Annotated in this window: 13 protein-coding genes; 7 read left to right on the top strand and 6 right to left on the bottom strand. The window is 72.2% G+C overall.

Annotated elements, in window-relative coordinates; translation table 11 throughout:
- Nucleotides 1–6: 6 nt before the first annotated feature.
- From AC0OO9_RS03695 to AC0OO9_RS03670, 6 genes are all read left to right on the top strand, one after another.
- A complete protein-coding gene (locus AC0OO9_RS03695; protein ID WP_484515579.1) occupies nt 7–6,690 on the top strand; it encodes an amino acid adenylation domain-containing protein in 6,684 nt (2,227 codons plus the stop codon).
- A gap of 34 nt (nt 6,691–6,724) precedes the next feature.
- The gene (locus AC0OO9_RS03690) at nt 6,725–9,439 is read left to right on the top strand and encodes an amino acid adenylation domain-containing protein (RefSeq protein ID WP_484515577.1); all 2,715 of its coding nucleotides are present in this window, start codon (nt 6,725–6,727) and stop codon (nt 9,437–9,439) included.
- Entirely contained in the window at nt 9,436–10,710 is a 1,275-nt protein-coding gene (locus tag AC0OO9_RS03685; RefSeq protein ID WP_484515575.1) for an MFS transporter, read from the top strand. Before AC0OO9_RS03690 ends, AC0OO9_RS03685 begins: the two co-directional genes overlap by 4 nt.
- On the top strand, nt 10,707–13,016 hold the full coding sequence (locus tag AC0OO9_RS03680; RefSeq protein WP_484515573.1) for a penicillin acylase family protein: 2,310 nt from the start codon (nt 10,707–10,709) through the stop codon (nt 13,014–13,016). Before AC0OO9_RS03685 ends, AC0OO9_RS03680 begins: the two co-directional genes overlap by 4 nt.
- A 284-nt stretch (nt 13,017–13,300) precedes the next feature.
- On the top strand, nt 13,301–14,107 hold the full coding sequence (locus AC0OO9_RS03675; protein ID WP_484515572.1) for a M23 family metallopeptidase: 807 nt from the start codon (nt 13,301–13,303) through the stop codon (nt 14,105–14,107).
- Nucleotides 14,108–14,212: 105 nt separating this feature from the next.
- Nucleotides 14,213–14,335, top strand: a complete 123-nt coding sequence (locus AC0OO9_RS03670) for a hypothetical protein (RefSeq protein WP_484515570.1) — start codon at nt 14,213–14,215, stop codon at nt 14,333–14,335.
- A gap of 10 nt (nt 14,336–14,345) precedes the next feature.
- Here the strand turns inward: AC0OO9_RS03670 and AC0OO9_RS03665 are convergent, their stop codons facing one another.
- From AC0OO9_RS03665 to AC0OO9_RS03645, 5 genes are all read right to left on the bottom strand, one after another.
- Nucleotides 14,346–15,077, bottom strand: a complete 732-nt coding sequence (locus tag AC0OO9_RS03665; protein WP_484515568.1) for an alpha/beta hydrolase — start codon at nt 15,075–15,077, stop codon at nt 14,346–14,348.
- A gap of 296 nt (nt 15,078–15,373) precedes the next feature.
- Nucleotides 15,374–16,336 carry an exonuclease/endonuclease/phosphatase family protein gene (locus tag AC0OO9_RS03660; RefSeq protein WP_484515566.1) on the bottom strand — a complete coding sequence of 321 codons (963 nt, stop codon included), beginning with the start codon at nt 16,334–16,336 and terminating at the stop codon, nt 15,374–15,376.
- A gap of 73 nt (nt 16,337–16,409) precedes the next feature.
- Nucleotides 16,410–17,237, bottom strand: coding sequence for a peptidoglycan-binding domain-containing protein (locus AC0OO9_RS03655; protein ID WP_484515564.1), 828 nt, complete (start codon nt 17,235–17,237; stop codon nt 16,410–16,412).
- A 649-nt stretch (nt 17,238–17,886) separates the two neighbouring features.
- On the bottom strand, nt 17,887–18,183 hold the full coding sequence (locus tag AC0OO9_RS03650) for a hypothetical protein (protein ID WP_484515562.1): 297 nt from the start codon (nt 18,181–18,183) through the stop codon (nt 17,887–17,889).
- A gap of 190 nt (nt 18,184–18,373) precedes the next feature.
- Complete coding sequence (locus tag AC0OO9_RS03645; protein WP_484515561.1) at nt 18,374–21,418, bottom strand: patatin-like protein; 3,045 nt, start codon at nt 21,416–21,418, stop codon at nt 18,374–18,376.
- A gap of 300 nt (nt 21,419–21,718) precedes the next feature.
- Between AC0OO9_RS03645 and AC0OO9_RS03640 the strand changes: the two genes are divergently transcribed.
- Nucleotides 21,719–24,022 carry an HAD-IC family P-type ATPase gene (locus tag AC0OO9_RS03640; protein ID WP_484515559.1) on the top strand — a complete coding sequence of 768 codons (2,304 nt, stop codon included), beginning with the start codon at nt 21,719–21,721 and terminating at the stop codon, nt 24,020–24,022.
- A gap of 75 nt (nt 24,023–24,097) precedes the next feature.
- On the opposite strand, the gene AC0OO9_RS03635 is transcribed toward AC0OO9_RS03640, so the two are convergent.
- Entirely contained in the window at nt 24,098–25,261 is a 1,164-nt protein-coding gene (locus AC0OO9_RS03635) for an MFS transporter (protein WP_484515557.1), read from the bottom strand.
- Nucleotides 25,262–25,393 lie beyond the last annotated feature (132 nt).

The raw sequence follows: 25,393 nt of genomic DNA, 5'->3' as shown, positions 1-25,393 counted from the left end.
GAGATGATGACTGCTTCCGATGGTGCCGTCGGCAATCTGGTGGAGTCGTTCGACGAGGTCGTCCGCGCTCACCCGGACAGCATCGCGGTGTGCTGCGGGGACCGGCGGATGTCGTACGCCGAGGTGGCCGCCCGCTCGACGGCGCTCGCCGCGGCGATCAGGGCGCGGGTCGACGACCCGTCGCGTCCGGTGCTGCTGCTCCTGCCGCGTTCGGTGGACATGGTGGTCGCGAGCCTGGCCGTGCTGCGGGTGGGCGCGGCGTACGTGCCGGTCGATCCGTCCACCCCCGCCGCCCGGCTGAGAATGATCGTGGCGGACGCGACGCCCTCGGTGGTGGTGACGACTCCCGGGCTGGCGCAGCTGCTGCCGCCGGACACCCCGGTGCTGGGGCCGCAGAACGTCGCGGAGGACCGCGGCGACGACACCGGCGGGCGGTGCCCCGCGGCGTGGGACACCCGCGCCTACGTGATCTACACGTCGGGCACCACCGGGCGGCCGAAGGGCGTGGAGGTCAGCCACGGCAACGTGCTGCGCCTGATCCGGGCCACCCGGCCGCAGTTCGGCTTCGGCGCCGGGGACGTCTGGACGATGTTCCACTCGTTCGCCTTCGACTTCTCCGTCTGGGAGATGTGGGGGGCGCTGCTGTCCGGCGGCCGGCTGGTCGTCGTGGGACAGGACGTCGCACGGGACCCCGTGGCCTTCCGGGCGTTGCTCGCCGACGAACAGGTGACGATGCTCAGCCAGACCCCGACCGCCTTCAACAGTCTGGTGGCGCACGAGGTCTCCCACCCCGACAGGCTGCCGCTGAAGTGGGTGGTCTTCGGCGGCGAGGCGCTGCGCTTCGGTGACCTCCGGCCCTGGGTGGACAGGTACGGCGACCAGCAACCGCAACTGGTCAACATGTACGGCATCACGGAGACGACGGTCCACTCCTCGTACCGCAGGGTCCTGGCGGCCGACCTCACGAACACGGCCAGCCTCATCGGTCGTCCGCTGGCGGACCTCGACTTCCTGCTCTCAGACGAGCAGGGCCGGCCGGTGGCCCCGGGCCAGACCGGCGAGATCGTCGTGACCGGACCGGGGGTGGCGATCGGATACCTGGGCCAGCCCGGAGCGACCGCTGAGCGGTTCCTCGACCTGACCGTCGACGGCAGACCCGTGCGGGGATACCGGTCCGGTGACCTCGCGCGGCTGACTCCCGCCGGGGAGTACGAGTACCTGGGGCGGGCCGACGACCAGGTCAAGATCCGTGGGCACCGGGTCGAGCTCGGGGAGATCCACGCGGCGCTGACCGCGGTGCCCGGCGTCGGACAGGTCGCGGTGACCGTCCGCCGGGCGCGGCCGCAGCGCAATCCGGTGGTGAAACAGGAGGCGGTGTCCGGGGGGATCTCCCCGGTCCGCAGTCTCGTCCGGGCCGGTCAGCCGGCCTCGGGCGCCGGCAACGACCGGACGCAGATCGTCGCGTACGTGACCCACGACCCTGGCTGCGAGCTGGGCGAGATCCCGGAACTGCTGCGGGCGAGCCTGCCGTCGTACATGCTCCCGGCATTCGTCGTCCCGGTGCCGGAGATCCCCGTGAACGCCAACGGGAAGGTCGACTTCGCGCTCCTGCCCGCACCGACCCCGGCCAACCAACTCCGGGCGCCGATGGCCACGGAGGCGGTCGCCGACGCCTCGTCGGCGACGGTGGAGCGGGCGATCTGCGCGCTGTTCGAGGAGGTGCTCGGCGTCGAGGGGGTGGGACCCGACGACTCCTTCTTCGGCATCGGTGGGGACTCCATCGTCGCGGTGCAGCTGCGTGCGGCGGCGGCGAACCGCGGGATGACGCTGGACCTGGCCGACATCTACGAGCTGAAGACGCCCCGTGCGCTGGCCTCGTACGCCGTCACCACGGACGAGACGGTGGACCCGCCGGTCGAGCCGTTCAGCCTCGTCGACCCGGCGGACCTGGCGCACCTGCCGGCCGACGCGGTCGACGCCTACCCGTTGGCCACCCTCCAGGCCGGCGTGCTGTTCCACAGCGCGTACGCCGAGGGCGTCAACATGTACTGCGACATCTTCATGTTCCGGTTGCGCGCCAGGTTCGACCACGACGCCATGAGCCGCGCGCTCGCGCGGGTGACCGAGCGCCACGAGATCCTGCGGACGTCGTTCCACCTGTCCGGGTTCTCGCAACCGCTCCAGGTCGTCCACGCGCGGGCCCGGACCCCGCTGAACGTGGCGGACCTGAGCCGGTTCGACGAGGACCGGCAGCTGGCCGAGTTCGAGGCCTGGCGACGCCGGGAGATGAGCAACCCGTACGACTGGGCGCAGCCGCCACTGGTCCGGTTCACGGCGCACCTGCTCGGCCCGGACGAGTTCATGTTCTCCATGAGCTTCCACGACACGATGTTCGACGGCTGGAGCGAGACGTCACTGCTCGCGGAGATCCTCGTCGACTACTGGCAGGACCTGCAGGGCATCGCGTCGCCCGACCGTGCCCTGCCCGTCCGCCGGTACGCCGACTTCATCGCGAAGGAACAGGCCGTGCTCCGCGACGAGGCGGTCCGGGAGTTCTGGCGGCAGGAGCTGGCCGAGGTCGAGCCGAGCCTGCTGCCCCGTCTAGCCCGGGGCTCCGGCGCCGTCCACGAGGGGCGGATGGGCTTCCTCAGCGTGGACCTCCCGGCGGAACTCTCCGACCGCCTGCACCAGCTCGCCGCCGCCTGCGGGGTGTCGGTCAAACACGTGGTGATGGCCGTCCACTCGCGGGTGGTGATGGCGCTCACCGGACGCGACGACGTCGTGCTGGGCGTCGCCGCCAACGGGCGGATCGAGGAGGAGGGCGGCACCGAGGTCATCGGCCTGCACCTCAACCTCGTACCCTTCCGGTTCCGGCCGCGGGGTCGCACCTGGCGCGACCTGATCGCGGCGACCAGCGACAAGGAGCGGGAGCTGCTGCCGGTGCGGCGCTTCCCGCACGCCGAGATGCTCCGTCTCGCCGGCGTGCCCGAGCTGACCGACATCATGTTCAACTACACCCACTTCCACGGCTACGAACGGCTCGCCCACGCCACGGGCATCGAGGTGGTCGACGGCTTCGGCTACATCCAGACGAACTTCACCCTGCGGGCCGAGTTCAACAAGGACCCGTTCAGTCGACTGCTCACGCTCGACCTCGAAGCGAACATGGAGCGGATCTCGGAGGAGCAGCTCCACGAGGTGGCGGACGTCTTCCTGCGGGCGCTGACCAGCGTCGTCGACCAGCCCGACGACGAGCCGACGCAGGTCGCGCTGCTCGGTGAGCAGCGGTACCGGGCCTTGGTGGAGATCTCCCGCGGGCCGGTCGAGCCGGCGACGGCCACGGGCTTCCTCGAACGGATGGCCCGTTCGGTGGAGACGTTCCCCGACGAGGTGGCCGCCGTCTGCCACGGCCGCGAGATCACCTACCGGGAGCTCGCCGCGCACGTCGAGCGGGTGGCCGGATGGCTGCGCGACCGGCAGGTGGGCCACGGCACCGTGGTCGGCCTGGCCAGCGGCCGGAACATCGACTACCTCGTCGTCACCCTCGCCATCCTCCGCCTCGGCGCGGTGTACCTGCCGCTGCCGCAGGGCCCGGCCGCACGCGTCGCCCGCATGGTCGGGCGGGCGGAGGCGAGGCTGGTGGTGTGCGACGAGACGCACCGCGCCGCGTTGGCCGCGGTCGGTGAGGTCGAGCTGGTCGATCTGGCGGAGGTCATCGTCGCCGCCGGTACGCCGGTCGCGCTCGGCCCCGCACCGGGCGGCCGGGACAGCGCGTACGTCCTCTTCACCTCGGGATCCACGGGCGATCCCAAGGGCGCCCTGATCCGGCACGACGGCATGCTCAACCACATCGACGCCAAAATCCAGCAACTGGACCTGCGGCCCGGCGACCGGCTGGCCCAGGACGCCGCCGCCACCTTCGACATCTCCGTCTGGCAGCTCCTCGCGCCACTCGCCGTCGGCGCCACGACCGTGATCTACCCGGACGAGATCGGTCAGGACGCGGCGTCGCTGCTGCGGGCCGTGGCCGAGGACGGGATCACGGTGCTGGAGGTGACGCCCTCCGTGCTCAACATCATGTGCGCCGAACTCGCGTTCTACGGCGTCGACGCGTTTCCCCCGTTCCGCCTGCGCTGGGTCGCCTCGCAGGCGGAGACGCTCACCCCGCAGTCCGCCAACACGTTCCGCCGGCTGCTGCCCGGGGTGGGGCTGCTGAACATGTGGGGGGCGACCGAGACGTCCGACGACGTCCTGCACCACCTCGTCGCGGCGGACGTCGACGAGCGGGACGCCTCCGTCCCCCTCGGCCGGCCCGCGCGCAACACCGCCCTGTACGTGCTGGACGGCGCCCGGGAGCCGGTGCCCATTGGCACGCCGGGCGAGCTCTACGCCGGCGGCGTCTGCGTCGGCGGCGGCTACGTCAACGACCTCGACCGGACCGCCGCGGTCTTCGTCGACGACCCCTTCGCCGGCGACGGGGACGGCGTCATGTACCGCACCGGCGACCGTGGCCGCCGGCTGGCGGACGGCTCGGTCGAGTTCCTCGGCCGGATCGACAACCAGCTCAAGATCAGAGGGAACCGGGTCGAACTGGACGAGGTCAGTCGGGCCCTCGCCGGCGTCGAGGGCGTCCAGGAGAGCGTGGTGATCGTCCGGCAGTCCGCCGACGGCGGCAAGCAACTCGCCGGGTTCTTCGTACCGGAGGTGGTCTCCGGCGGCGCCGACGGTGCGACCGAGGGTTCCCTGGTCCGCCGGGACCTGCGGCCCGAGGAGGTGCGCTCCGGGCTCAGCCAGGTCCTGCCCCGCAACGCCATCCCGGACTTCCTCGTCCGCATCGACCAGTTGCCGCGGACGAGCCACGGCAAGGTCGACACCCGCGCGCTGGCGGCGACGGCCCTGTCCCCGGTCGACGAACCGACCGGGGAGAGTTCCGCTCCGATGACCCCGACGGAGGAGGCCGTCGCCGAGATCTGGGCCTCCGTGCTCTCCGGTCGCCGGCCCGGGCCGCAGGTCAGCTTCTTCGACCTGGGCGGGCACTCCCTGCACGCGACGCAGGTCCTCGCCCGGCTGGGGGACCGCCTCGGGGTCCGCCTGCCGATCCGGGAGCTGTTCGAGAACCCGACGCTGCGAGGTTTCGCGGCCCGGGTCGAGGCGGCGCTGACCGACGACCGGGAGTCGGAGGTGCCGGTCCCGGCGAGGCCCGCCGGCCTGCGGGAGTTCCCGCTGTCCATGGCGCAGTCGAGTCTCTGGTACCTCGACCAGATCGACTCCGACGGCGCCTACACCGACGGGTACCTCCTGCATCTGCGTGGTGACCTCGACGTGACGGCGCTGCGGGCGGCCGTCGACCGGCTCGTCGCGCGGCACGAGGTGTTGTCCAGCCGGATCGTCGAACGCGACGGGGTGCCGTTGCTGGTCGTGGATCCCGACGCGAAGCCGCACCTGCGGGTCCGGGAGGCCACCGACGCGGTGATCGCGGAGGGGGACAGCGAGGCGATGCTGGAGTACGTCCGGCAGCGGGCGACGCGGCGCATCGACCTCGGCGGCGTGCTGACCCGGGCCACCCTGTACCGCTTCGCCGACCGGGAGCACGTGCTCGAATGGACGAGCCACCACGTGGTCACCGACGGCTGGTCCAACGAGCTGATCCTGCGGGAGATCGCGGAGTCGTACGCGGCCCACCGGGCGGGACGGGAGGCGGACCTGCCCCCGCTGCCGATCCAGTACGGCGACTACTCCCGCTGGCAGCAGGACTACCTCGAATCGGCGCCGGCCCGACGCGACGGCGACTTCTGGCGGTCCTACCTGAAGGGCTACGACGGGGAACTCGCCCTCGCGACCGACCTGGAGCGGACCGGAGACCGTACGCGGACCGCGGGCCGGCGCCGCCGGGAGTGGGACGAGACCTTCTCCGCCGAGGTGCGGGCGTTCGCGCAGCAGCACAACGTCACCCTCTTCATGGTCGTGCACGCCGTCAGCGCGGTGCTGATGGCCAAGCTCGCCCAGCAGTCGGACGTGGTGATCGGCGCGGCCGTCGCCGGTCGGCACCCGACGGAGACGAGGGACCTCGTCGGCTTCTTCGCCAACACCGTGCCGTTCCGCTACCAGGTCGACCCGGAGCACAGCGCGCGGGCCGTCGTCGCATCGGTCCGGGACAGCGCCCTGAACGCCCTGGACCACCAGAGCCTGCCGTTGCAGAAGATCGTGGACCTCGTGGGAGCACCCCGCCGACCCGGGGTCAACCCCCTGGTCCAGGTCGTGGTCTCCGTCGCCCGGTCGATGCACGGTGTCGCCGCGCTGCCGGGCCTGGACACGGGCGTGACCCCACTGGGCGCGCAGACGAGTCGCTTCGACCTGTTGCTGCACTTCACCGACGAGGACCGGATCGGGCTGACCATCGAGTACGACCGGTCGCTGTTCACCCCGGAGGCCGTCGACCGGCTGGCCGGCGCGGCCGACCGGCTGCTGAGGTTCTTCCTGGACAGCCCGGACCGGGCGGTGGAGGAGGCGACGCTCGTCGACGACGAGGACCGCGGGGCGCTCGGGGAGATCTGGCGGGAGGTGAGCGGCCAGTCCCTGGAGATCGACCACCGCGCGACGGCGACGCTCATCGACTCCCCGCACTGGGGCGCGTACGTGTCGCGGGTCGAAGCGGCAGGGCTGATCGTCCCGCTGGTGCTCGCCCTGTGAGGACCGGCGCGACGAGACCTGGGGAGAGATGCGCATGACGTCGACCGATCGCGCGCTACGGCTGCGTCGGCGGCTCGCCGGACGCCGCGAGGTGTCCACACCGGAGGTCGGCCCGGCCGCCAGCGCACCGGTCACCGCCGACAACCTCGTCGCCGCCTTCGACGAGGTCGCCGGACGGCACCCCGACCGGGTCGCCGTCCGCTGCGACCGGCAGGCCCTGACGTACCGGGAGCTGGCCACCGCCTCGCGGGCCCTGGCCGGCCGGATCGCGACCGTCGCGCCGCCCGGCCGGCCGGTCGGCGTGCTGCTGCCGCGTTCGGCGCGGATGATCGTGGCGGCGCTGGCGGTGCTCCGCACGGGTGCCGCGTACCTGCCGCTCGACCCGGAGGCGCCCGCCGCCCGTACCGGCACGATCGTCGGTGACGCCGCGCCGTCCCTCGTGATCACCACGGGTACGCTGGCCGGCTCCCTGCCCGCGACGGCCGCGGCCGTCCTGATCGACGCGCCGGACGGCGGCGGGGAGCGGCCGGATCCGCCCGCCGCGCCGGCCCGCCCGATCGCGCCCACCGACCGGGCGTACGTCATCCACACCTCGGGCACGACCGGCCGTCCCAAGGGCATCGAGGTCTCCCACGCCAACGTCCTGCGCCTGATCGGCACCACGCAGCCACTGTTCGGGTTCGGGCCCGCAGACGTGTGGACCATGGCCCACTCGTTCGCCTTCGACTTCTCGGTGTGGGAGATGTGGGGGGCGCTGCTCACCGGCGGGTGTGTGGTCGTCGTCGCTGGCGAGGTCGTGCGGGACCCGGTCGCCCTGCGGCGCCTGCTGCGGGCGGAGCGGGTCACGATGCTCAGCCAGACGCCCACCGCCTTCGGTGCGCTGGCGGCCCAGGAGGACGAGTACGACGACCGGCTGCCGCTGCGGTGGGTGGTCTTCGGCGGTGAGGCGCTCCGGTTCGCGGACCTGCGGCCGTGGGTCGCCAAGTACGGCGACGCCGCGCCCGAACTGGTCAACATGTACGGGATCACCGAGACCACCGTCCACGCCTCGTACCGCCGGATCCTCGCCTCCGACCTCGCCGGCACGACAAGCCTGATCGGCGCGCCACTTCCCGACCTCGACTTCCTGCTGTGGGACACCGACGACCAGCCGGTCGCCGACGGTCAGACCGGGCAGATCATCGTCACGGGCGCGGGCGTGGCCCTCGGCTACCTGGGGCAGCCGGAACTCACCGCGCAGCGGTTCGTCACCGTCACCGACGCGCAGGGCCGGCCCGTACGCGGATACCGCTCCGGGGACCTCGCCCGGCGGACGCCCTCCGGCGAGTACGAGTACCACGGGCGCAACGACGACCAGGTCAAGATCCGCGGCTACCGCCTGGAGCTGGGGGAGGTGCACGCCGCCCTGCTCGCCCTGCCCGGCGTGCGGCAGGCCGCGGTGGTGCCGCACACCGCACCCGGCGCGGGAACGCGGCTGGTGGCGTACGTCGTCGGTGACGCCGGCCCGGCGCAGCTGCGCTCCCGGCTGGAGGACCGGCTTCCGGGGTACGCCGTTCCGTCCGCGTTCATTCCCGTCGACGCGCTGCCGCGAACCGCCAACGGCAAACTCGACCGGGCAGCCCTGCCCGATCCCGGCCCCGTCCTGACGCCACACGTGCCTTCGGGCGTCGACGACGTCACGCGGTCCCTGCTGGCGGTCCTGGCCGAGCTGCTGCCCGGCACCGAGGTCGAACCGGACACCGACTTCTTCCGGCAGGGCGGGAACTCCCTGCTGGCGACCCGCCTGCTGGCCGCCGTACGCCGGCAGTTCGGTGTCGTCGTCCCGCTGCGCGACTTCCTGAGGGCGCCGACGGTGCGGGCGGTGGCGGGCGCGGTCCGCCGGGCCCGGCAGGCCGGACCGGGTGCGGCGTCCCGCCGCCCGGTCGACCTGTTGCCGCTGGGGGATTCCGCAACGGGCCGGGCGCCCGTGGTGGCGCTGCCCGGCGTCTTCGGGATCGCCGCCTCGATGGCGCGGCTGTCGACGCACGTCCGGGGCCGCCCGTTCCACGCCCTGCACACCCGCGACCTCCTCCGGTCGCAGGACGGCACGCCGTCCGCCGCCGCTGCCGCGCAGGCGTGCCTGGCCGAGCTGCTGCCCGTCGTCGATCCCGGGGTCCACCTCGTCGGACACTCCCTGGGTGGGGCGATGGCGCTGCACCTCGCCCACGCCGTACGGGCGGCCGGCCGCCGGGTGCGGAGCATCACCCTGCTCGACGCACCGAGCCCGCAACACCTGCGCCAGCGCCTCTCCGACGACCAGCGGACCCGGCTGGTCGATTTTCTCACCGACGTCGCCCTCGCCTTTCCCGAGCACACCCGCCGGTGGCGCGAACTCTCCCCGCAGTCCGCCGCCGGGATGGCCGACACGGAACTGCTGCGGTGGGCCGCCTCCACCGCGGCACCCGCGCTGGCTGCCACGATCGGCGGGCTCGCCCACGCCTTCGAGGACTACCGGACGATGGGACGGATCATGGCGGAGCCCGCGCCTGCGCTGGCCGTGCCCGCACTGCTGCTGGTGGCGGGCCTGGAGAGATCCACCGACGACGACGGGCACACCGGGGGCTGGCACCTGGTGCTGCCGAACCTGACCGAGACGGCGGTGGCCACCAGCCACGAGGGCATGCTGCGGGACCCCGACGCGGCGACCGTCGCCGAGACAATGATCGAATTCCAGCACCAGCAGGACAAGACGGAAGGACACCCGAGTTGACCCGGGAACCGGCTGCGAGCGCAGCGTTCCGCCCACCGCGACTGGCCAGGATCCTCGTCGGCGGTTCCGGCGTGATGAGCCTGGCCAACGGCGTGACGATTCCCTTCCTCGCCATCTACCTCCGCAACGAACTCGGCCTCTCCGTCTCGACGGTCGGCCTGGTCATCGGCTCCTCCGTCCTGTTCGGCATCTCCGGTGGGTTCCTCGGCGGCGCGCTCTCCGACATCGTGGGACGCCGCCGGGTCCTGCTCTCCTGCCTGCTGGTGGTGATCGGCAGCTTCGTCGGGTTCTACTTCGCGCGAGACGCCGTGACGGCGTTCGTCTTCAACGCGTCCATGGCGTTCGCCACCAGTGCCTTCAGCCCGGTCGCGAAGGTACTCATCAGCGACCTGCTCCCCGTCGCGCTGCGGGTGAAGTGGTTCTCCTACCAGTACCTCGCGATCAACGCCGGCTACGCCGTCGGTCCGCTGATCGGCGTGGCCCTCGGGTTCACCGGCGCCCGGATATCCTTCCCTGCCGCCGCCGTCGTGTACCTGGTCTACCTCGCCGTCCTCTGGGCGGCCACGCGGCAACTGCCACGACCGTCCACGGGGGACGGCGGGCTGACGACGCTCGGCCGCAGCACGGGCGCCATCGTCCGGGGACTGGGCGAGTCGGCCCGGGCGGTGATGTCGGACCGCCGCCTGCTCCTCCTGCTCATCGGCGCCATCCTGTTGGAGACGGTGCACAGCAGGATCTCGGTGCTGCTCGCCCAGAACTTCGTCATCGACTTCGCCGACAGCGCCCGGGTGCTCGCCGCGGTCATGACCACCAACGCGGTGGCGGTGATCGTTCTCCAGCTCTTCGCCGCCGGCTACGTGCAGCGCTACAACCCGCTGAACGCCATCACCCTCGGTGGGATCCTCACCTTCGTCGGGATGGCCGGCTTCGCGATCTCCGAGCAGATGTGGCACTACATCGTGGCGATGGTGGTGTTCACCGTCGCCGAGACCCTGATCGTGCCGTCGGAGTTCGCGCTCGTCGACCGCATCGCGCCCGAGGAACGGCGCGGAGCCTACTTCGGCGCACAGACCTTCGCGCAGGTCGGCGGGTTCACCGGACCGTTCCTCGGCAGTCTCGTCCTCGCGTCCTTCGGCGGGCCGGTCATGTTCCTCGCCATCGGCTCCCTGGCGTTGGTGAGCGTCGCGCTCTACCTGCTGGTCGGCCGGCGCATCCCCGACCTGAGCCGCCATGACACCCTCCCGGCGGCGGAGACCGAAAAGGCGTCATGAGAGCCGCGGCGGGCATCCTGCGCCTGGCCGCCTGGCCGAGCAGTCGTGCGCTCCGGCGCACCAGGGTGCTCTCCGTGGCGGCCCTGCACGGGACCGTCGACATCGACCGCGACGAACGCGGCATCCCGTGGATCCGCGCGGGCGACGAGCGTGATCTCTACGTGGGCGTCGGGGTCGCGATGGCGTACGACCGGCTGTGGCAGATGGACGTCCTGCGCCGGCGGGCGACCGGGCGACTGGCGGAGGTGTTCGGCGCTCGTGCCGCCGGTTCGGACGTCCTCGCCCGTACCCTCGCCTTCGAGCGGGCCGCCCGCCAGAGCGAGGCCCTGCTTCCACCGACTGCCTGCGCCAACCTCGCGGCCTTCGCGCACGGGGTCGACACCGCGGTACGCCGGATGCGGCGCCGCGGGCACCTCCCGCCCGAATTTCACCTCCTGAGGTACCGGCCGGGCCCGTGGTCGGTCGGCGACTCGCTGGCCGTCGTCAAGCAGCTCGGCTTCCACCTGGGCCGCAACCTGCAGCAGGAGGTCTTCCGTGGCCGGCTGCTGGCGGAGCGACCGGATCTCGTCCGCAGCTTCCTGGCACCGAAGTACCCGCCCGGCGGCAGCGTCACCATCAGAGGCGACGCCCCGGCGGGGCCGGCGGTACGGCGCGGCGACACCCCGCTGCTCTCCGCGGCCGGCGCCGCCCACCTCGGCGACCTCTTCGCGGGCCGGCAGGGGAGCGGTTCGAACGCGTGGGCGGTGTCCCCGGCCAGGTCCGCCACCGGCTTCGCCGCGCTGGCCAACGACCCGCACATCCTGTTCACCCAGCCGAGCCTCTGGTACCAGCTGGGACTGGACCTCGACGGCGAACGCGCGTACGGGGTGACGGTGCCGGGAGTGCCCGGGCTGGTGATCGGCGCCAACCAGGATCTCGCGTGGGGGGTGACGAACTCCACCATCGACACCCAGGACCTGGCTGTGGGGGAGCGGCCGGATGCGACGGGAGAGCCACGGTGGTCGCAGACCAGCGTCGTCCGGGTGCGCGGCGGGGCCGATATTCCCGTGCCCGCCGCAGGCGGGACGGGATACGTCGACCTGCCGGGCCCGCGCGGCGCGGAAGTGGAGCCGGTGGCCCTCTACTGGAGTGGTCTGCACCCGTCCACCGAGGCCGAGAGCTGCCAGCGGATGTGGCGGGCGCGCGACTACCCGGCGTTCCGCGAAACCCTGCGGGGCTTCGGTGTGCCCGTGCTCAACCTCGTCGTCGCGACCCGGGACGGTACGGTCGCGCTGCGGACGGCCGGAATCGTGCCTCGCCGGGACCGTCGGGAGGGCCTCGCCCCGGCCGGCGCGGCCGAGGTGGCCGCTCGCTGGAGCACCACGCTCGGGTTCGACGAGCTGCCGGAGGTCGTCGATCCGCCGGCGGGCTTCGTGGTCAGCGCCAACCACCAGATCCTGCCCGACGGGGTCGCCCCGCACCTGGGCAGCGACTGGGGCGGACCGTACCGGGCCGACCGGATCGAGGAACTGCTGACGGCGACGCCGACGGCCCGCCCGGACGACTTCGGCGCGTGGCAGATGGACCTGCGCAACGGCCGGGCCCGGCGCATCCTGCCCACCCTGCTGAAGGCGCTCGACGAGAATCCACCGGAGTCGCCACTGGCCGTGTTCGGCCACCAGTCGCTGGCCACCTGGGACGGCAGGGACGACGCCGGTCAGGCCGCACCTCTGGTCTTCGGGGCGCTGACCCGGGTGTTGACCGAGCGCTGGATCACCGGTCGGCTCGGCGCGGCCGTCGCCGACGCCATGACCGACGTGACCCTCCAGGTGGATCACCTGGTGATGGACGCGGACGCCCGCCGGCGGCTCGGCGAGACGGAGGGACTGCCGGTCGTCGCCGCCGACGCCCTCACCGAGGCGGCGCGTCGACTCGCCGACAGATTCGGCGACGACCCCGCCGGCTGGCGCTACGGCAGGTCGAACCGGATCGCGGACCAGCATCCCCTGGCCGCGGTGTCGGACACGCTGCGTTCGCTGTACGGATCGCCCCCGACCCCGGTGGGCGGCGGCGGGCAGAGCGTCTGTCTGATGTATCCCGACCGCGACGGCCAGGTGGTCGAGGGCGCGCCGTGGCGCTTCGTCGTCGAGTTCGGCCCCTCCGGCGGCACCCGCATCCGCGACGTGCTCCGCCACGGCAGCTCGGGACATCCCCTCTCGCCGCACTACGGGGACCAGACGCCGGCGCACGCCGAGGGGCGGCTGTACGAGGTACGCCTCGACAGCCCGCCGGAGGTGCGTAGCCGCCTGACCCTGGCGCCCGGGTAGTCGTCCTGCCACGTCCCGGCCTCGAACGGGTGCCGGCGCGGCTGAGGCGGCCGGCGCGGTTCCGGACCGTACCGACCGGGGCGGAAAGCGAGTCTTGACACCAGTGGAGCCCGATACCCTAATATCCAAGATCCCAGATGCATGCGGGCTCGCTGGTTCGCCGCCGAAGGGGTTGGTCGGCCCGTCCCGAACCAGCGGCCATCCCCCGTGGGCAGCAGCCGCAGCCGGTGGTCTCCTCGGTGCGGATCGTTTCCGGTCGTCATCCATCGCGAGCAAGGGGCCGAATGCGGACACTCGACGAAACACTGCCGGGGGACGGGGCGGAGTCGCGTGGCATCGGCCGCCGCCATCTGCTTGGCCTGGTCACCGCCACGCTGGCAGCCGGCATCATTCCGGAGGCGTGGCTCGCGGAGGCCGCGTACGGCGCGACGCCGAGATGGAACCGGCCATTCGACAAATGGGTGCCGATCACGTCCTCGTACGGGATGCGGACGGATCCGATCACCGGCGTGTCCCGGATGCACAACGGCACGGACTACAGCTACTCGGGGATCCTCGGCTATCCGATCCGTGCGATCGCGGCGGGCACCGTGACCGGCGTGTCGTACAGCGCGAGCGGCCTCGGCCACAACGCCACCATCACGCACGCCGACGGTTGGCGGAGTGTCTACGGGCACATGCGGGAGGCTCCCAGAGTCGGGACGGGCGTGCAGGTCGCCGCCGGCCAGCACATCGGCAACGTCGGATCCACCGGCCACTCCACCGGCCCGCACCTGCATCTTGAGATCTTCCAGCCGAACGGTCAGCGAATTAACCCCGAGTCGGTTCTCACGGGTGCCCCGTACGCCGGGGCGCCCGGAACTCCCCCTGAGATCGTCACTAAGGATGGACTGATGTACCTCATCTGGAGCACCGGCGGCACCGGTTACCTGGTCACCCCCAACCGCGTCATCGGGCTACGGTCGATGGCGCACTACAACCTGTTCAAGCGCATCATCAACTCGAACCAGGCCGCCGCCCAGCCTGAGGTCTTCAACGCACTGGAGATCGACCAGATCAACGCGTACCTCAACGGGACGGTGCCTGCCTGATCCGTCCGGGGGCCTCGGAGAGGCCCGCGCGGCTCGGGAGCCGGCCGCCGTGCCGTGGCGGAATCAGCATCGCGGCCCGCGCCGCCCCGACGGGCGGTACCGCCGTTGGCTGGTACCGCCGCGGTCGGGGCGGTTCTGCCCCTGCTGGCCACCGCCGTCGAGGAGGGGCCGGGGCCTCTCCTCGACGGCATCCTGGGCGACAGCTCCTATCGTCTGCTGCCGGCCTGACGGCGCGGCCTCACTTCAGGTGCCGGGCGAAGAACCGGTTCCCGGCCTCCCCCTCGAAGTGCGGGACGCCGGTGTGCCCGCCCATGTTGGCGTGCAGCGTCTTCTCCCTGGCGCCGAAGGCGTCGAACAGGTCCAGGGCCAGTTGCCGGTCGTTTCCTTCGTCGTCCCACTGCAGCAGGACCTGCAGCGGAATGGTGACCTGGCGGGCCTCCTGGAACATGGTGCGGGGCACGAAGCTCCCGGCGAACAGGAGGGCGGCCGAGATGCGCGGCTCGACCACCGCCAGCCGGATGCCGATGGAGATCACCCCTCCCGAGTACCCGACCGGGCCGCCGATCCCGGGCAGCAGAAGGAGGGCGTCCAGGGCGGCCCGCCATTCCGGGACCGCCTTCTCGACCAGCGGGAGGACGAGCCGATCAACGAGCTCGTCGTCGACCGGCTCACCGGCCTTCAGCGCCCGGTGCAGGTCGGCGCGGGCCTCCTCGGCGGCGGCGGAACGGGGCCGGTCACCGCTCCAGGGGAGCTCGAGGGTGGCTGCGGCGAAGCCCTCCGCCGCGCAGTGCCGGGCCCGGGCCTCCAGGCGGGGGTACATCCTGTGCAGCCCGCCGGGGTGGCCCATCAGAATCAGCGGGACCGGTGCGGAGGCGGAGCCCGGCGTCCAGAGGATGCCGGGGATCTCACCGAGGGTGAACTGGCGTTCGAGGACGCCGTCGTCGAGGCGCTGTTCGGCAGTGAATCGCATGGTCGTGCCCTTCGGGAGTGCTCGTGAGCGGCGCTCCCGGACGACCTATCGCCCGACCGTGACCCCGAAGGGGAGCACCCATGTCGATACTGCATTCACGGGTACCACCTCCTCGTTTGCTCGCACGGCCGTCGGCAGAGTAGCGGTGCTCGCCGTGGTCCGCCAACGGGTTTCCGCGGACGCGCGGCAGTCGGGTGTGCAGCGCGTCGCTGCGCACCACGCTGGGGCGGCGAGGGCACGGGCACGGGCGCGGGACGACGCCGCGCCTGTGCCGTCGGCCCCGCCGCCCCACGCGGTCAGTACTTGACGTACGCGGTGACGGCGCGGTGGTCGGAGTACGCCCCGCCGGTCATGGACTCGGTGACGGTGGCGACGTTGCTGAACCCGTTGCCGCTCTTGACCAGCAGGAAGTCGATTCGCCGGCTGTTCAGCGTGTCGTAGGCCGAAGAGCAGTTGCGGCTGCCGCACTTCTCGGCGATCGGGTCGCGGTAGCCGTAGCTCCTGCCGTCGTTCCACCATCCCGCGTCGTCGGGCTCGGCGTTGGCGTCGCCCGCGACGATCTTGAGGGCGCCGCCGAGGCGGCCCATCGCCTCGTCGGCCTCCTTGATGTTCTCGTCCGCGCACTTGGGGCCGTGCCAGGTGTTGGTGGGCCAGTGGATCGAGGCTACCGAGACGTCCTGGTTGGCGACCTTGTCGTGCAGCCGGATGCCGATGTTGTGGACCCGGTCCTGGCTGCTTCTGGTGGGTTCGAGGTTCTGGCATCCGCCGGTGCCCGCGTCGTAGTTCGCGGGGGCGTCGGAGCGCCAGCGGGTGGCGGCCTCGTAGGTGAACCGGTCGGAGCGGTAGATGACCGCGTTGGTCTGCTGGTTCTTCATCTTGCCGCAGGTGCTGGTATAGCCCATCGAGCCTGGGTTCGCGATCGCGATCTGTCCGGCGTAGGTGCCGGGCAGCTCGTCGGAGAGGCGCCTGGTCAGGGTGTCGAGCTGCGTCTGGTTCGAGACCTGCTGCACCGTGAAGATGTCCGGGCTCAGCGGCCGGCCCTTGAGGTAGGTGATCAGCCGGTCCCAGATGTGGCCGTCGGCGCAGGAGCTTGGCAGCCAGTTCTCGATGTTGTTGTTGTAGACCACCAGGTAGCTCGGCGAGGTGTTCACGGCGGCCTGGGCGGCGGTGGCGCCGGTGAGGCCGACCATCGCGGTCGTGAGGGCCGTGGTGAGCACAGCGACGGCGCCGCGTACGAGGCGGCTGTTACGGATGGACAACTTTCCTCCTGATCGGGTGGGGACACTCGGCACAACTGCGCCAGCGCCGATGAGGGCTCGCCGTACGCCACTGTCAGAGCGTCCGCTGGTATTCCTCCCAGGTCCGCTTGGGGCTGACCGCAGGACCGTCGTCGGGGCCGCGGTTCGCCAGGCCGTTGAGGCCGAGGTAGTAGTCGCCGGCCTGGTGCTGCGCGCCGGTCGACTGGTCGGTGTCCGCCAGCGCGATGGCGTGGATGTGGTACGGCCAGTCGCCCTGGGACGGCGTACGCAGCCAGGCGGCGAACCCGACCGTGCGCAGACGGCGCAGCACCTCGATTCGGGTGGTCGACGACAGGCCGTTCACGGAGAGGTCGAGGGCGCCACCGCCGTCGTGGGTGCCCGCCGACGCGCCCACGCCGGTGTTGTAGGACCCCTGCGTGATGGTGAGTTGGCGCCCGAGCAGGCGTTCGGCCTCGAAGAGCATGGCTCTGGTGCGGGTGTTGACGCGTACGTCACGCAGGGTCACCACGGTGCCGGGCGAGATCGCCTTGACCACTGTGTAGCGCCCCTCGCCCAGCAGCCGTAGCGACGACGGCCCGGGCAGGCCGGTCGCGTCGAGGCCGGTGTAGCCGAGGGACCGTTGGTACGCCGCGTACGCGGCGATCGTGCTGGTGCCGAAGTGCCCGTCCACGTAGGTGGCCGACAGATGTCCTCTGGCCTGTAGGGCGCGCTCGACCAGCAGGACGCTGTCCTTGGCGCCTGTCGTGATGGCGGTGTCCGCCCGGCGCGGGTCGATCTGGGCGGCCTTGATGAGCGCCTCCATGTCGACCTGGGGCAGCGCGGCGGAGGCTGGGCGGGCCAGCGGCCCGGCGGCGGCTGCGGCGGCGCCGGCGGCGACGAGCAGGCTTCTTCTCGTGATCACGGTTTCTCCGTCGGTGGGTGGGGTGTGGCCGGCCGGCAGCGTGGGACGCCGGGGATGAACCGGCCGTGCCGATCCGGTCCCAGATGGTGCTGATGCCGTACGTGTCGCCGAGGTCGGTCACCGCGTCGACCTGACCGCGATCACCCGCTCGGTCGCCCGACTATCAGGTACGACGGCGCCTTCGTCAAGATGTCCATCGATGGAGAGCTGGCCCGCGCTGCGTGCGGCGGTGGTGGCCACCGAGCCGTTCCGCGGGCGGGAGGGTCGGACGACGCTGTCGAGCTGAGTCGTCTGTGACATCAGGCGTCGTCTGGGCCACTGCGCACCAGACGGCGGTGAGTCGCCTGCGACATCAGCTCGACAGCGCGGCACGTGCGGATCCTCCGCCGACGGACACCAGGGCGGAGCATTGGAATTCGTCGCGAATCCGGATCTCGGTCGGAAGTGCCGGTTGCGCCCACGGTCACTCGACCAACGTTCTGAGACGAGGCACCAGCCTCGGGTGGCGGAGACGGCGGTGCGTGCCCCGGGAGGTTCCGGCAGCGACCGCGGCGAACCCAGCCCGCACGGCGATCTCTGCGCCTGGCTGTCGACCGCAGCCGCATGGCGCCGGCCGGAGCCGGCGCCATGGTGGTGGAGCGGCTCCGGTCTACCAGTTGCAGTTGGCGGCCGGGATCCAGCCGTCCTGCCCCGGCGCCTCGGCCCCGTGGCCGTAGTACCAGGTCTGGATGTCACTGCCGCCGTAGATCGAGTGAACGCGGAAGCCTCGCCCGGGGCTCAGGGTGCGCAGGGTGTTGCCCCAGGGCTGGTCGCGCAGCCAGGTGGCCTGGTTGGTCACGCAGATGTCACCAGGGCTGTCGCTGGCGGCGGCCGGCGCGGACACCACCGCCGATCCCGCGGCGACGACGGCCATGACCGCCAGCACGCGTACAACGTTACGCTTCATGCGTTTCCTCCCGATCGGGTGCCTTGCGAGGCATCGATTATGCCCAACGCCTCTGACACGACAGGTCGGGCATCCCGAGCAGTGGGTCCGGACCCAGCCGATGCGTTGGTGGGCGGCTTCCCGGCTGCCGGAGGTGGTGCCGATGCGCCCCGCATGGGGGTGGTCGTCGGCCGCCGGTCCCGGCGCCGGCCTACCTGCGGGTGCGGCGGTCGGAACGCCGGGGCTGGGCGCGGGCGACCCACCAGCCGAGCAGGACGATGAGGAGCGTGACCCCGAGCTTGATCGACAGGCTCCAGATCAACGCTGTGCCGTTGCGGTACCAGTCCCACCAGAGGATTCCGCCCAGTGCGAGCAGCACGACGAGCGCCGCTGCGACCAGGCGCAGGCCGACCGGCCTGGTCCGGGGCGAGAGCAGGGCGGCGGCCGAGAACCCGGCCAGTAGCAGGAGGACCGCGAGCAGGGTCAGCGCGATCGGCACCGCGGGCACCAGCAGGGACACGGCCAGCAGCACGGCGCCGGCCGCGACGGCGATCTCCACTGCCCGCGTGCCCATCGCGCTGCGGCGGGTGAGCAGGGCGACCATCGCCCAGACGGCGAGTGCGTAGCCGCGGAAGGCGGAGAGCACCACGGCCAGCGGCCTGGTGCGCGCCGTGTCGCCGGCGACGTTGGCGAGGACGGTGGCGGTGTGCGACGTGGTTCGGGCAAAGGTGTCGCTGCCGATGTCACCATCGATGCGTTCGCCGCCGATCTGGGCTGCCTCGTTCCACAGCCGCCACAGATCCTGGGCCGGCATCTCCCGACCGGCCTTCCGGTCGGCGGCGTCGAAGGACGCCAGCCAGGCGGTGCTCGTCCTGGCCCGATCGGTGCCCTCGGCGCGTACGGCGGCGGCGAGGCCGGGCAGGTCCTCTCTGAGCACCGAGGTCTGGATCGGTCGGGCGATGGCTCTGGTGCAGGCGCTCAACGATCGGGCGTCGGGATTGCCGAGGATCTGTTGGGCCTCGCGTTCACACGCCGCGCGGTCCCGCGCCCACTGGTCGGCCAGCCACCCGCGGTCCGGCGATCCGTCGGGAACCGCGCACCGCTCGAACGCCTCCATCAGCCGGTCCACCGCCGCAGCCTGGGTCGGCCGGGGCCCGGCGCAGATCGCTGACCCGGGGGCCAGCAGACACTGCCGTAGTCGCTCCGGTGCCAGCAGGATCCGGATGAGCTGCTCGACGGCGTCCATGCGACCGTGCAGCCAGTCGTTGAGGCGCCACGAGCCGCGGTAGAAGGCGCCGAAGTGGTGCAGCTGGATGCCGGTCAGCAGATCCGGGTGCAGCGAGGAGACCTTGGCGAGCTCGACCTCCTGCTCCGGGTCCTGACTGGCGCTGGTGAAGGCGAGCTGTACGACGTCGAGGCGCAACATGTTCCGCAGGACGGTCTCGTCGGCGGGCCGCACCGGGACGAGGAACCGGTGGAGTGCGGTGAGCCGCTCCGTCCACTCGCCATCCGGATCGAGCACGTCGTTGCCTGCCTCGCTGACCGTCCGCAGGGCGGGGGCGACCTCGCGAAGGCTCCGGGCCAGTTCGAGAGCTTGTCGGTGAAGTCGGGCTCGGCGCACGCCGTCACCCGGTACGGGCAGGGCGTCCCACGCCGCCATCGCTGTGGTGAGCCAGCGTTCGAGCTCGGGCAGGTTGTCGGCCGTCCGGTTCAGCGAGCCCCGGCGCCTGGGCATCGGATCGATGCCGTACTGCGCCGGTCCCGTCGGTGCGGTGGACCAGTAGCGGTTGAGGTCGGTGCGGTCTGCGTGGATCTCGTCCAGGGTGGCGGCCGCCTGTTCGCGGCAGCGCACGATCCTCGTTCGCTCCGGCGTACCGAGGTGAGCCAGCCACACCGATCGTTTGAGCAGGTCGACGGTCATGTCTGCCAGGCGCTGGACGGTGGTCTGCCCCCAGTCCCAGCCGGCTCCGGTTCTCCCGAGCGCCTCCGCGAGGGGACCCTCGGGGACGAACGACAGCCGTTGCCGCCGAAGCGCGGCGAGCAGTTCGTGCCCGCTCCACTGCTCGGCGGGTCGGCCGCGCTGCCCCACCGCCAGCAGGGGGGCGATCGTGGTGGCCGCGTTCTCGACGCGCACCTCCAGGTACGCCGGCCACGCCCCCTCGGAAAGCTGCTCGGCGACGCCGATCATCGCCGTCGCGAACCGGTCCCGGGCCCGGCGGCGCATCCGCACGGTGGTGTTGCGGCTGCGGATCTCGGTGAGTTCCCGGGAGACGGAGTCGGTGGCCCGCAGTCGGGTGAGGACTCCGAGCAGCACCTCGCGGGCCGACGGGAGCGGCACCCCCGGGCCGGCGGCGTCCGCATGCGGGGAGGCCGGCGAGTCGGCCGCGGGGGAGGGGCAGAGCTGCTCGCCCGGATCCGGGGCGACGTACGCGAGAACCCGGCGCACCTGGAAGCCGGCGGTCTGCCGGTAAACCGCCTCCAGGGCCGGGCGGATCGGCTTGTTGAGCAGCACTCCGCCGTCCACCACGTGCTGCGCGTCGCGGAAGTTCGATCGACCCGCCGCGGACTCCCACCGCAGATCGCTGCCGGGATCTCCGGGGCGCACCCGCACGAAGTGCGGCTCGAAGGCACCCGGGAACGACGACGTGCATCGCGCCGCGGCGGCCAACTCGTCGAGCACGGCATCGGCGGCGAGGTCCCCACTGACCGGTCGGCCGTCACGGTAGCCGGCCCGGAGGTCGGCGAACCGGAAGGTGGCGTCGTGATCGGTCTCGGTGATCCCGACACCCAGGTCGTCGGTGAACGTCGTGGACCTGCCCTGCCAGAGCGTCCCGGTCAGCACCAGCTCGATCGGCACCCGTTCATCGTCGGTCCGGCCCGAAGGCGCTCCGGTCGAGATGACCTTCTCCAGCGCGTCCCGCACCTTCGGAAGGAAGTAGTCGTCCCCCTTCAGCAAGGATCGTGGACGGCGCGTCAACGGGTCGCGCAACAACCGGTCCAGGCTGCCGTGTTCGTGCCACAGGTCCCGCATGACGGACAGGTCCCCGCCCCTGGCCAGGCCCAGCGCGAGGAAGGCGCCGTTGAGACCGCCCGCCGAGGTGCCCGAGATGACGTCGACGCGAACGTCCGCCCGGAGCAGATCCAGCAGCGACGCGTACGGCGACTCCGGGGCCGTGCGTGCCGCGGCCAGGCGGGAGACCTCGAGGGTGACACCGCTGATCCACACCGCCAGGCTGACTCCACCAGTCATCACCACGGCAAGGCGGATGTCCTGCCGGTCGGCTCTGTCACTGGAGGCCGCCGGCCGTGGCGGCTTGTGGTCCTCGCCTGTCTTCGCCACTGCTACCTGGCGGTGACGGCAGGCGGGGGCACGATCGCTCGGGCGGATCGTCCGTACATGTCCGACATGGTATGTCGGGCCGGCCGATCCGCGAAGCACGGCCACGTATCCGGATCCGGGTCGGGCTCGTTGGTCGTGCCATCGGGCGTCGTCGAGGGCGCACGCCTCGGCTCATGCGCCGGAACAGGAATGGTGGCCTGACGTGGGGCGTGGCACGTGCACCAGGGGCTGACGAGTGCGCAGGTCGCCGAGCGGGTCGCGAAGGGCTCGGTCAACACGACCGCCCGCCGGAGCAGCCGCACGTTCGGCCAGATCCTGCGCGCCAATCTGTTGACGCGGTTCAACGCGATCATCGCGGTGCTCTGCGGTCTGATCCTGGTCTTCGGCCAGCCGGTCGACGCGCTCTTCGGCTCGGTGATCGTGGTCAACAGCGCAGTCGGTGTGATCCAGGAACTGCGGGCGAAGCGGACCCTGGACCGGCTCACCCTGCTCACCGAGGCGCCGGTGCGTGTCCTGCGCGACGGCCGTGAGGTTTCTATCCGGCCGGGTGAGGTGGTCGTGGACGACCTCGTGCTGCTGGGGCCCGGGGAGAAGGTGCCGGTGGACGGTGTGGTCCAGGAGGCCGATGGGGTCGAGATCGACGAGTCGCTGTTGACCGGCGAGGCGGATCCGGTCGAGAAGCGGCGCGGCGACCAGGTCCGGTCGGGCACCTTCGTGGCCGCGGGCAGCTGCCTGCTCGCGGCGACCGGGGTCGGCGAGAAGGCGTACGCGGCGCGGCTCGCCGCCGAGGCCAGCCGCTTCGAGTTGACGGACTCCGAACTCATGACCGCCATCAACCGGTTGCTCCGGCTGGTCACCTGGATCATCGTGCCGATCGGCGGGCTGCTGGTCGTGCGGCTGTTCACCAGCGGGGCCAGCGTCTCCGACGCCGTGGTGGGCAGCGTCGCGGGAGTCGTGCCGATGATCCCCGAAGGGCTCGTGCTGATGACGAGCGTCGCCTTCGCGGTGGGAGTGATCCGGCTCGGCCGGCGCCGGTGCCTCGTGCAGGAACTGCCGGCGGTGGAGGTGCTGGCCCGCGTCGACACGCTCTGCATCGACAAGACCGGCACGCTCACCGAGCCCGGCATGGCGTTGCGCGAGGTGCGGCCGTGCGACGGCGTTTCCCCCGGTGTCGCGCGGGCGGCCCTCGCGGCGCTCGCCCGCGCGGAGGCGAAGCCGAACCAGACCATGCGGGCCATCGGGGACAGCCTCTCCGCCGACGGCTGGCACGCGGACGAGACCGTGCCGTTCTCCTCGGCACGCAAGTTCTCGGGCGCGTCCTTCCCGGAGCACGGCACCTGGCTCGTCGGTGCGCCCGACGTCCTGCTGCCCGACGACGACCCGGCCCGGCGCGAGGCCCAGGATCTCGCCGCGACGGGTCGACGAGTGCTGGCCCTCGTGCGGTCGGCCACGCTGGCCAGCCGCGACCGCAGGACCGCCGCCCTCGTCGTTCTCGAACAGCGGGTACGGGCCGACGCCCCGGACATGGTCCGGTACTTCGCCGCGCAGGGCGTCGACGTGAAGGTGATCTCCGGCGACGATCCGGCAGCGGTGGGCGCGATCGCGCGGCAGGTCGGCATCCGGTCGGCTGATGCTCCCGCCGACGCGCGCTCGCTGCCGCAGGAGCCGGACGCGCTCGCCGACGCGGTCGCCGGCCACACCGTCTTCGGCCGGGCGACACCGCAACGGAAGCGGGAGTTCGTGGCGGCCCTGCACGCGCGGGGTCGCACCGTGGCGATGACGGGCGACGGGGTCAACGACGCGCTCGCGCTCAAGGACTCCGACCTGGGCGTCGCCATGGGCTCCGGTAGCCCCGCCACCCGGGCGGTCGCCCAGGTGGTCCTCCTCGGCGACAACTTCACCGCGCTGCCGCAGGTGCTCGCCGAGGGACGCCGGGTGCTGGCCAACATCGAACATGTCGCGAACCTGTTCCTCACCAAGACCGTGTACGCGGCGCTGCTCGCGCTGCTCGTAGGCATCGCCCAGGTGCCGTTTCCCTTCCTGCCCCGGCACATCACCCTCGTCGGGACCCTGACGATCGGCGTGCCCGGCTTCTTCCTCGCGCTCGCCCCGAACAGCGGACGGGCGCGGCCGGGTTTCGTTCCCCGCGTCCTGCGGTTCGCCGTTCCCGCCGGTGCCGTGGCCGCCTCCACGACGTTCGCCGCGTACGCCGTCGCGCGGTCGAACACGGCGTCGAGCCTGCGGGCGGACCGCTCCACCGCCACGCTCACCCTGTTCCTCGTCGCGTTCGCGGCACTCGTCGTCATCGCCCGGCCGTACACCCGGTGGCGGCTTGGCCTGTTGACGGTGATGGCCGGCTGCTTCGCGGCCGTGGCCGTGCTGCCCGGACTGCGGCAGGTCGCCGACCTCACCTTTCCCGAACCGCGCGACACCCTCGCCGGGCTGGGACTCGCCGTGCTCGGCGCCGCCGTCCTCGTCGTGCTGCTGCGGCTCGACCGCTGGCTGACGAGGGTCGGCTGAGCGAACTGCCTCCCGACGTCGAAGGACGAGGCCAGCCAGGGCGTTCCGGGCAGGCGCGCAGAGGAACGCGGGTGCTCAGGCGGCGGGGTGCGCGAGCGTCACGGCGATCGCCGGTCCGAACGCGACGCTGAGCAGGTACGCGAGATTGAACAGACCCAGGGCCTCGGCCCGACGCGAGGCGGCTACCACTCCGGTCGCCTGCAGGGCGAGTACGCCCTGGCCGGTCGCGGCGGCCAGCGAGCCGAGTGTCATCGCCGCGAGCAGCAGCGGTACGGCGGTGGTGACCGCCGCCAGCAGCGGCGTGGCGGCGCCGGTGACGAGCAACGCGGCGGCCGCGACGCGGCGGGGCACCCGCACGGACGCCGCGACGAGGAACCCGGAGCAGAAGCCGCCGAGCAGGTACGGCGCCAGCAGCACGATCCCGCTGCGGGTGCCGTCCCATCCCGCGTGCTCCCGCAGCAGGTCCGGCGCGGCGTAGAGCAGGGCGAAGTTCACCACCCCCAGCGCGAAGGCCAACGCGCACGCCGCGAGGAACCGGCCGTTGCGGGCCACCGCGGCGGGCAGGAAGCCGTCCGGACGGAACTTGATCCAGGTCACCAGCGCGAGCAGCAGCGCGACGGTGGCCGGGCCGGCCACCAGCGGTCGGTGCGGGATGAGGACGGCCGCGGTGACCAGCATGGACAACAGAACCATGCCGAGGGGGTCGAACGACGCCGGCGCCGCGTCCGGCGAGGTGGTGCCGCGGCGGGCCGCGGGCACGGCGAGCACCGCCAGCAGCGGCAACGCCAGCGCCGCCTGCCAGGAGGAGACGTCGGCGACCAGCGCGCCGATCAGCGGGCCGGTGGCCCCGACGACCGCCAGCGACGCGGTGACCACCCCCATCTGCCGGGCCGAGTCGGCCAGCTTCATCGCCGTCACGGTGAGGCCGGCGGACCCCAGTGCCTGCACCGCCGCACCGGCCACCAACGCCGGCACGCTCGGCACCAGCACGAGCAGGAGCGTCCCCGCGCCCAGCAGCGCGGCCGAGACGGTCAGGACCGCCCGTACGCCGCAGCGGGCCAGCAGCGCCGCCAACAACGGCGTCCCCAACGCGATCCCCCAGCCGAAGGCCGTCACGCCGGCGGCCGCGGCCTGTTCGTCGGTACGCGTCGCGCGCGCCACGTCGTCGAGGAGCAGGGCCGGTGCGGCGATCCCGTACGACAGCGGGCCGGCCAGCAGGGCGAGCCAGGGTGTGGCCACCCGCCCTGGTGCGAACGGCCGGTGACCGTGTGCGGCCCGGGGCTCTTGCAGACGATCCATCTCATTCCTCCGGTGTCGGCTCGGATCAGCCTGCCCGGGGTCGCTCACCACCGACTGACGGCCGGCTGACGT

The organism is Micromonospora sp. USAFONa4, from assembly GCF_057197825.1.
Note: the sequence above shows the minus strand (reverse complement) of the source record. Positions and strands in the feature narration are given on the sequence as shown.

Bases quoted from the DNA above. Each gene is read 5' to 3' on its own strand.
- AC0OO9_RS03695 (WP_484515579.1), top strand. From the start codon at position 7: ATGACTGCTTCCGATGGTGCCGTCGGCAATCTGGTGGAGTCGTTCGAC.
- AC0OO9_RS03690 (WP_484515577.1), top strand. From the start codon at position 6,725: ATGACGTCGACCGATCGCGCGCTACGGCTGCGTCGGCGGCTCGCCGGA.
- AC0OO9_RS03680 (WP_484515573.1), top strand. From the start codon at position 10,707: ATGAGAGCCGCGGCGGGCATCCTGCGCCTGGCCGCCTGGCCGAGCAGT.
- AC0OO9_RS03675 (WP_484515572.1), top strand. From the start codon at position 13,301: ATGCGGACACTCGACGAAACACTGCCGGGGGACGGGGCGGAGTCGCGT.
- AC0OO9_RS03665 (WP_484515568.1), bottom strand. From the start codon at position 15,077: ATGCGATTCACTGCCGAACAGCGCCTCGACGACGGCGTCCTCGAACGC.
- AC0OO9_RS03650 (WP_484515562.1), bottom strand. From the start codon at position 18,183: ATGAAGCGTAACGTTGTACGCGTGCTGGCGGTCATGGCCGTCGTCGCC.